Source organism: Caloramator proteoclasticus DSM 10124, assembly GCF_900129265.1.
Taxonomy (GTDB): Bacteria; Bacillota; Clostridia; order Clostridiales; family Caloramatoraceae; genus Thermobrachium; species Thermobrachium proteoclasticum.
Map to the genome: position 1 here is coordinate 21389 of NZ_FQVG01000036.1, position 6286 is coordinate 27674.

Sequence of the window (6286 nt, forward strand, 5' to 3'; positions counted from 1 at the left end):
ATAAAAAAGTAACTTTGTAGGTTTTTCAAGGGTTTGAGATTGCTGTCGACCCCCTATGTTTTTTGCAGGATTGGGGGTCGACAGCAAAAAAACTGTGGCTTTCAATCCACAGTTTTGCCAAATTTATAAATACTTTTTTATTTCCTCTAAACTTGTAAAATCTAATGCCTCATCAAACATAAGCTCCAAAGTTGCTATATCTAATACTTCTATTCTATTCTTTATTTCATCAGGAAGTATCCCAAACTTCTTTGTTAATACCTTTATTATAGACTTTACTAATGCCATTCTTTCTCCTTCTTTAATCCCCTTTTTTATTCCTTCCTCTCTACCTTCTTCTCTAAAAATATCTGCTAAAGTCATTGTATATTCACTCCCTTCAACTAATATTTTCTCTACTCCTCTTTTTATACTTTCAAAATCCTGTTTTGTCATACCCTTATCTGTACTAAATATGTATCTCAAATATGTTTCAAAATACTGTAGTCCTGTTTGTTTGTCTTGAAGCTCTGCTAAACAACTTGCTACTTTTATTACTGCATCTATCATCCCTTTAGCGTCCTTTATTGTTATATCTCTCAATGCTGATATCATTATCCTAAGTAAAACCTGTCCTTTTATATCTTCATCCTCATAACTTGATAAATCATATAATAAATACTCAAAATTTGGAATATATCTTTTTACTTCTTCTTTCAATTCTTCATATCCTTCTATTATTGTTCCTAAATCATTTCTTATGTTCCATCTTTCGTTTCCATGATATATTACCAATGGTATTATTACCGGTAATTTCCCCACTCCTTCTTTCTTTATATTCATATCCCATATTTCAACAACATATCTTAAAAGTTGCAAGGCTGTTTGTCTGCTTACATAACTTTTATGTTCAAATAAAAAGTATATATATCCTTCATAATTGTTTATCTTTGCCTTAAATAGCATATCTGAATATACTTCCTTTAGCTGTTCATTTATAAAACTATCCTTCTGTAAACTTAATGTGTCTAAATCTATTATCTCAACTATTTCCTTGGGTACATAATTAATTATAAAGTCCTTTGCTACTTCTATATTTGAAAATACTTCTTTGAAAAATTTATCATGTGGGTTTTGTATCTTCATCTTTTTCACCTACTACATTCTTTTAGCCTTTATTTATATTTATATTATTATATCTTATTATCTTTTTCAACTTTCATACTTTTCAATATATAATTCTTAATTCAAAAGGTAATTCTTCTATGCATTTATAATATTTAATTTCTATTTCAAAAAGATTTTTAATATGAAACTTAGATATACTAAGGTTCACAGGAAATACTTGCTAAATCTAATGTGAAATTAAAGTACTATTTATATATGAAATATTAAATTCTTATAAAAAGAATACCTTTAAAGTATATACTTAAATTACTTTAAAGGTATTCCTCAACTATTTCAATCCCTCATAGGTAGGCTATAAACTCGTCTTTCCCTGCCATTTGGGCCATAGCTGCAAAGAAGTTTCAATCCCTTATAGGTAGGCTATAAACGCTTACTGGCAAGGAATTTATACAAGAGATATGGAAGTTTCAATCCCTTATAGGTAGGCTATAAACTAACAGATTCATCTAAATTAGTGTTTTCTATTTCAGTTTCAATCCCTTATAGGTAGGCTATAAACATTATTTACAGAAAGGGAGCAAGGCTTTGGTAATGAAAGTTTCAATCCCTTATAGGTAGGCTATAAACTCAAGTTTGAAGGAGTTGACGGAGAAGGTTATGCAAGTTTCAATCCCTTATAGGTAGGCTATAAACTTATTCTTTTTATCTCTACTCAACCTATCAATAGGAGTTTCAATCCCTTATAGGTAGGCTATAAACCTTTAGTAGTCAAAGACTCAATAGATGAAATAGTAGGTTTCAATCCCTTATAGGTAGGCTATAAACCTATATAAACATCTTTATAAATTCTTTATGTTCTATATTGTTTCAATCCCTTATAGGTAGGCTATAAACATATAGGGTAAACGTATATGAAAACAATGAGGTGATAGGTTTCAATCCCTTATAGGTAGGCTATAAACTGTTCCATCTAAATATAAAGATTATTATATATATCTTGAGTTTCAATCCCTTATAGGTAGGCTATAAACGAGAAAAAAGCATCGGGGTTGCGCGGCTTCGCCGCAGGTTTCAATCCCTTATAGGTAGGCTATAAACATTTTGCCATAGCTTCAGCAAGCCGTTCGCTTTGTTAGTTTCAATCCCTTATAGGTAGGCTATAAACCCTTTCAACTATTATTATATCTATATTTTTCTGAATTGTCAAATTGTTTCTTTTTCGTAATAAAAAAGTAACTTTGTAGGTTTTTCAAGGGTTTGAGATTGCTGTCGACCCCCTATGTTTTTTGCAGGATTGGGGGTCGACAGCAAAAAAACTGCGGAGGACTTACTCCACAGTTTTTATATTCCTATAAACTTTTAAATTTCTATTTTTCCCATTATTCTTACGTATAAAACAACAAAAAACTCCCACTCTTTGAAAATCTTTTTTAAAAATCCATTTCTTCTTATTAACTTTTTATTTAACAACCTCAACAATACTATCTTAAAGCATTTATAAACATCTCTGCTGTACCAAGATTAGTTGCAAGAGGCACATTATGCACATCACATATCCTCAAAAGAGCTGTAACATCTGGTTCGTGGGGCTGTGCAGTTAGTGGATCTCTTAAAAAGATAACCATATCAATATCCCCCTGTGCAACCATTCCACCAATCTGCTGATCACCACCATATGGGCCTGATAAAAATCTATGTACCTTAAGACCTGTTGCCTCTTGAATTAATTTTCCTGTTGTACCTGTTGCATAAAGTTCATCATCTTTAAATACATCTCTATACTTCTTTACAAACTCAACTATATCGTTCTTTTTCTTATCGTGGGCTATAAAAGCTACTCTCATCCTTTATCCCTTCCTTATTTATTATTTTTCATAAGTTATATGTGATATGGCTGACAGTATTGCCTCCTCAAGCACAGTTGTTGCAATCATTCCAAGAGTACTTATATCAACCTCAACCTCACCTGTCGCCATTGTAAAGATTGTATCACCATCAAACATAGTGTGTGCTGGCCTCATAGTTCTTGCAAAGGCATCGTGGGCCATTGAGGAAACCTTTGTTGCCTCTGCCTTTGTCAGTTTTGCATTCGTAACAACTGCGGCTATTGTTGTATTGCCACTAAAAAGATTAGTTTTGTCGCTATACCTTGAGAGCATAACCTTTGTACTATCTATAAAGCCTGTTTTATCTTCATTTAGGGCACCTGCTAAAATCTTTCCCGTCCTTGGATCTATAACATCCCCAAGACAGTTTACTGCAACAACAGCCCCAACTTTTAGGTCTCCAACACTTACAGCATAGCTTCCAAGTCCACCCTCCATTGCAAATTCAGGCCCTAATATTTTCCCAACTGTTGCACCAGTTCCTGCTCCAAATTTCCCATTTTCTATTCTGTTTACTTCAAAGGCATTTACACAGGCCTCATATCCCATCTTCTTATCTGGTCTTACTCTATAATCACCAACCATAAGATCAAATAAAACAGCACTACAAACTATTGGAACCTTTGTTACTCCAACATCAAATCCAATGTCTCTCTCCTCTAAAAACTGCATAACCCCACAGGAGGCATCAAGTCCAAAGGCACTTCCTCCAGACAATACAACAGCGTGAACCTTATCCACAAGATTAACAGGGTTTAAAAGGTCTGTTTCCCTTGTACCAGGGGCCCCACCCCTTACGTCTACACCACAGGTAGCACCATTTTCACAAATTATAACCGTGCAGCCTGTCCTTGCCTCAAAATTTTGAGCATTTCCTATTTTTATCCCCATTATATCTGAAATATTTATCCTTCTCATTTTTACCTCCATAATTTTACTATGTATTTTAACGAAGAGCCATTAGCAATACTCTATTTGCTAATGGCTCATATGTTGTTATTATTTTCTTATTTTATCTACTGCCATAACAACAGGGATAACTATTGCTATAGAAACTAAAACCTCAGGCAAACCATTTGTCATTCCTATTCCTATTATTGTAGCTCTTGCTTGTGCTATATTGATGTTTAAGGCCTTTGCAAATCTTTCAAGATATATTAGGTATATCAGCCCTAAAACAAGTATTGTATTTGTAAGTGTCCCAACTGCTGCAGCAAGGCCATATTTTATGCTCTTTATTTTACCTGGTACTGCCTTATAGGTATAGTATGTTGTAATTCCTATAAGCACCCTTGGTAATACTGCAATAATTGGGTTTAGAAATAAAAATGATGTTGGTGTTGGATTTGTTATTGCTTGGAACATACTAAATAATCCAAAGAATAAACCAATAGCTGCACCAACTACCGGGCCTTCAATTATTGCACCTATAATTACTGGAAGATGCATAATTGTAGCCTTTACTGGTGGAATAGGAATAAATCCAAGGCCTGTTACCCCAAGCACAACGATTATTGCAGACAGCATACCTACTGTAACAATCTGTCTGACCTTGGGGCTTGATGTTGACATTGTTTTTGTTTGCATAATACTACCTCCTCGTTCTCACTCCAAAAGGATGCAAGACGAAATCCTTTATGAAGTTTTTTATTTTTTTGTTCGGTCAAATGTACCGACATAATAATTTTAACACTTTAATATAATTACTTCAATATATAAGGTAGATTAAGAAAAAGTAAACAGAGGATGATAACACCCTCTGTTACTTTTTTATATTATTTTTGAGCTGCTATTGCATCCTTTACAGTTTGTACGCACTTATCAAGTGCTGCCTTTGGTTCCATTTGTCCATCCCAAATAGCTGAGAAGGATGTAGCAAGTGGTTCCCATACAAGTTGCATTTGTGGAATTGATGGCATTGGTTCTGCATTCTTTATTTGTGCTATAAATCCTGCAACGATTGGGTCTCCACTAACTTCTGGCTTATCCATTAGTGCCTTAACAGGAGGAATTTGATGAGTCATTTCATATCTCTTCATTAACATCTCATCTGATGTTGCAAATTCAAGGAATAACTTTGCAGCATTTGGATACTTAGTAAAAGCACTAATATATAGACCTCTTATTCCTGAGAAGCTCTTTGGTTGCTTTCCATTAAATGTTGGAAGTGGAGCAACTCCAAAGTTAACCTTTGCATCTTGGTATCCCTTAACTGCCCAAGGTCCATTTATAATCATAGCAACCTTTCCTGCTGAGAAGGAACCATCCATAAATTGATAGTTAGCATCTGCAGCCTTATGTGGTAATATTGAATTTAGACTCTTATAGAAGGTAGCACCAGCAACTGCACCATCATTGTTTAGTCCTATGTCATCCTTATCTGTACCAGCCTTACCAAATACATAACCACCATTTGCTGTTAAGAAGCTGTAGGAGAAGTATGCATTACCAACATCCCAAGCAAGTGCATATTTCTTTTCCTTTGGATTATTGAATGTCTTTGCAAATTCTATTATTTCTTCATAGGTCTTTGGTGCTTCCTTTATTATATCCTTATTATAGAATAATGCATATGTTTCTATTGCTGTTGGATAACCATAAACTGTACCATTCATACTTACACCATCTATAGCAGCCTGTACATAGTCATTCTTTATTCTGTCTGGCTTGTGGTTTGGTTGAATTAATCCTGCTGCAACCATCTTACCTACGTGGTCGTGTGGTGCTGATATTATATCTGCTCCAACACCTGCAGGGCCATCCTGTTGTAGTTTTCCTGAAGTTTGGGTATGGTCAACTGGTTCATACTTAACCTTTACACCATACTTCTTTTCAAATTCTGCTGCTACATACTTTATGTACTCTCCCTCTGGGCCTTCACTTTCCCAAACTACAAGTGAAGCTCCTTCCTCTGGTTTCAACTCTGCTGTTTTGTCAGAAGTTTCGCAGATTAAAAAATAAATAGGGCGTAGCCCCTTGATATGTAATGGTTTAGATGAATAATAATTGAAATATGTAAATTCCGATTTTTACTGGAAAAAATTTAGGGTTTAAAAATGAAAACATCCTTTCTATAATGAATTTTGCTACAAACCCAATAGAAAGGATGTTTTGAGATGAACAAGCGTTATTTAAAACAAATGCTCACCTACTTCTCTAAGGTATACCATCTTGGAGAAAAAATCAAGGGGTTAAAAGATGGAAGAATAAATCCTCAAATTGAAACTTCAACTATTTCATTTATAGTTCTGTTCACATTTATCTGTAGACTTAAAAGTTTTAATAGACTCGAA

At 34.2% G+C, this 6286-nt stretch carries 5 protein-coding genes and 1 CRISPR repeat array; all 5 genes read right to left on the bottom strand.

Annotated features, from left to right (window positions below):
* Window positions 1–123: 123 nt before the first annotated feature.
* Window positions 124–1125 (bottom strand): Rpn family recombination-promoting nuclease/putative transposase, encoded by a 1002-nt coding sequence (locus BUB63_RS08855; protein ID WP_073249178.1) that lies wholly within the window; start codon window positions 1123–1125, stop codon window positions 124–126.
* A gap of 312 nt (window positions 1126–1437) precedes the next feature.
* Window positions 1438–2272: a CRISPR direct-repeat array (repeat unit 30 nt; unit sequence GTTTCAATCCCTTATAGGTAGGCTATAAAC).
* A 316-nt stretch (window positions 2273–2588) separates the two neighbouring features.
* Window positions 2589–2951, bottom strand: coding sequence for a methylglyoxal synthase (gene mgsA / locus BUB63_RS08860; protein WP_027309257.1), 363 nt, complete (start codon window positions 2949–2951; stop codon window positions 2589–2591).
* A 21-nt stretch (window positions 2952–2972) separates the two neighbouring features.
* The gene (locus tag BUB63_RS08865) at window positions 2973–3911 is read right to left on the bottom strand and encodes a P1 family peptidase (RefSeq protein WP_027309258.1); all 939 of its coding nucleotides are present in this window, start codon (window positions 3909–3911) and stop codon (window positions 2973–2975) included.
* An 81-nt stretch (window positions 3912–3992) separates the two neighbouring features.
* On the bottom strand, window positions 3993–4580 hold the full coding sequence (locus BUB63_RS08870; protein ID WP_073249180.1) for an ECF transporter S component: 588 nt from the start codon (window positions 4578–4580) through the stop codon (window positions 3993–3995).
* A 188-nt stretch (window positions 4581–4768) separates the two neighbouring features.
* Entirely contained in the window at window positions 4769–5914 is a 1146-nt protein-coding gene (locus tag BUB63_RS08875) for a sugar ABC transporter substrate-binding protein (RefSeq protein WP_242947362.1), read from the bottom strand.
* Window positions 5915–6286 lie beyond the last annotated feature (372 nt).

Bases quoted from the DNA above. Each gene is read 5' to 3' on its own strand.
- mgsA (WP_027309257.1), bottom strand. From the start codon at position 2,951: ATGAGAGTAGCTTTTATAGCCCACGATAAGAAAAAGAACGATATAGTT.
- BUB63_RS08865 (WP_027309258.1), bottom strand. From the start codon at position 3,911: ATGAGAAGGATAAATATTTCAGATATAATGGGGATAAAAATAGGAAAT.
- BUB63_RS08855 (WP_073249178.1), bottom strand. From the start codon at position 1,125: ATGAAGATACAAAACCCACATGATAAATTTTTCAAAGAAGTATTTTCA.
- BUB63_RS08870 (WP_073249180.1), bottom strand. From the start codon at position 4,580: ATGCAAACAAAAACAATGTCAACATCAAGCCCCAAGGTCAGACAGATT.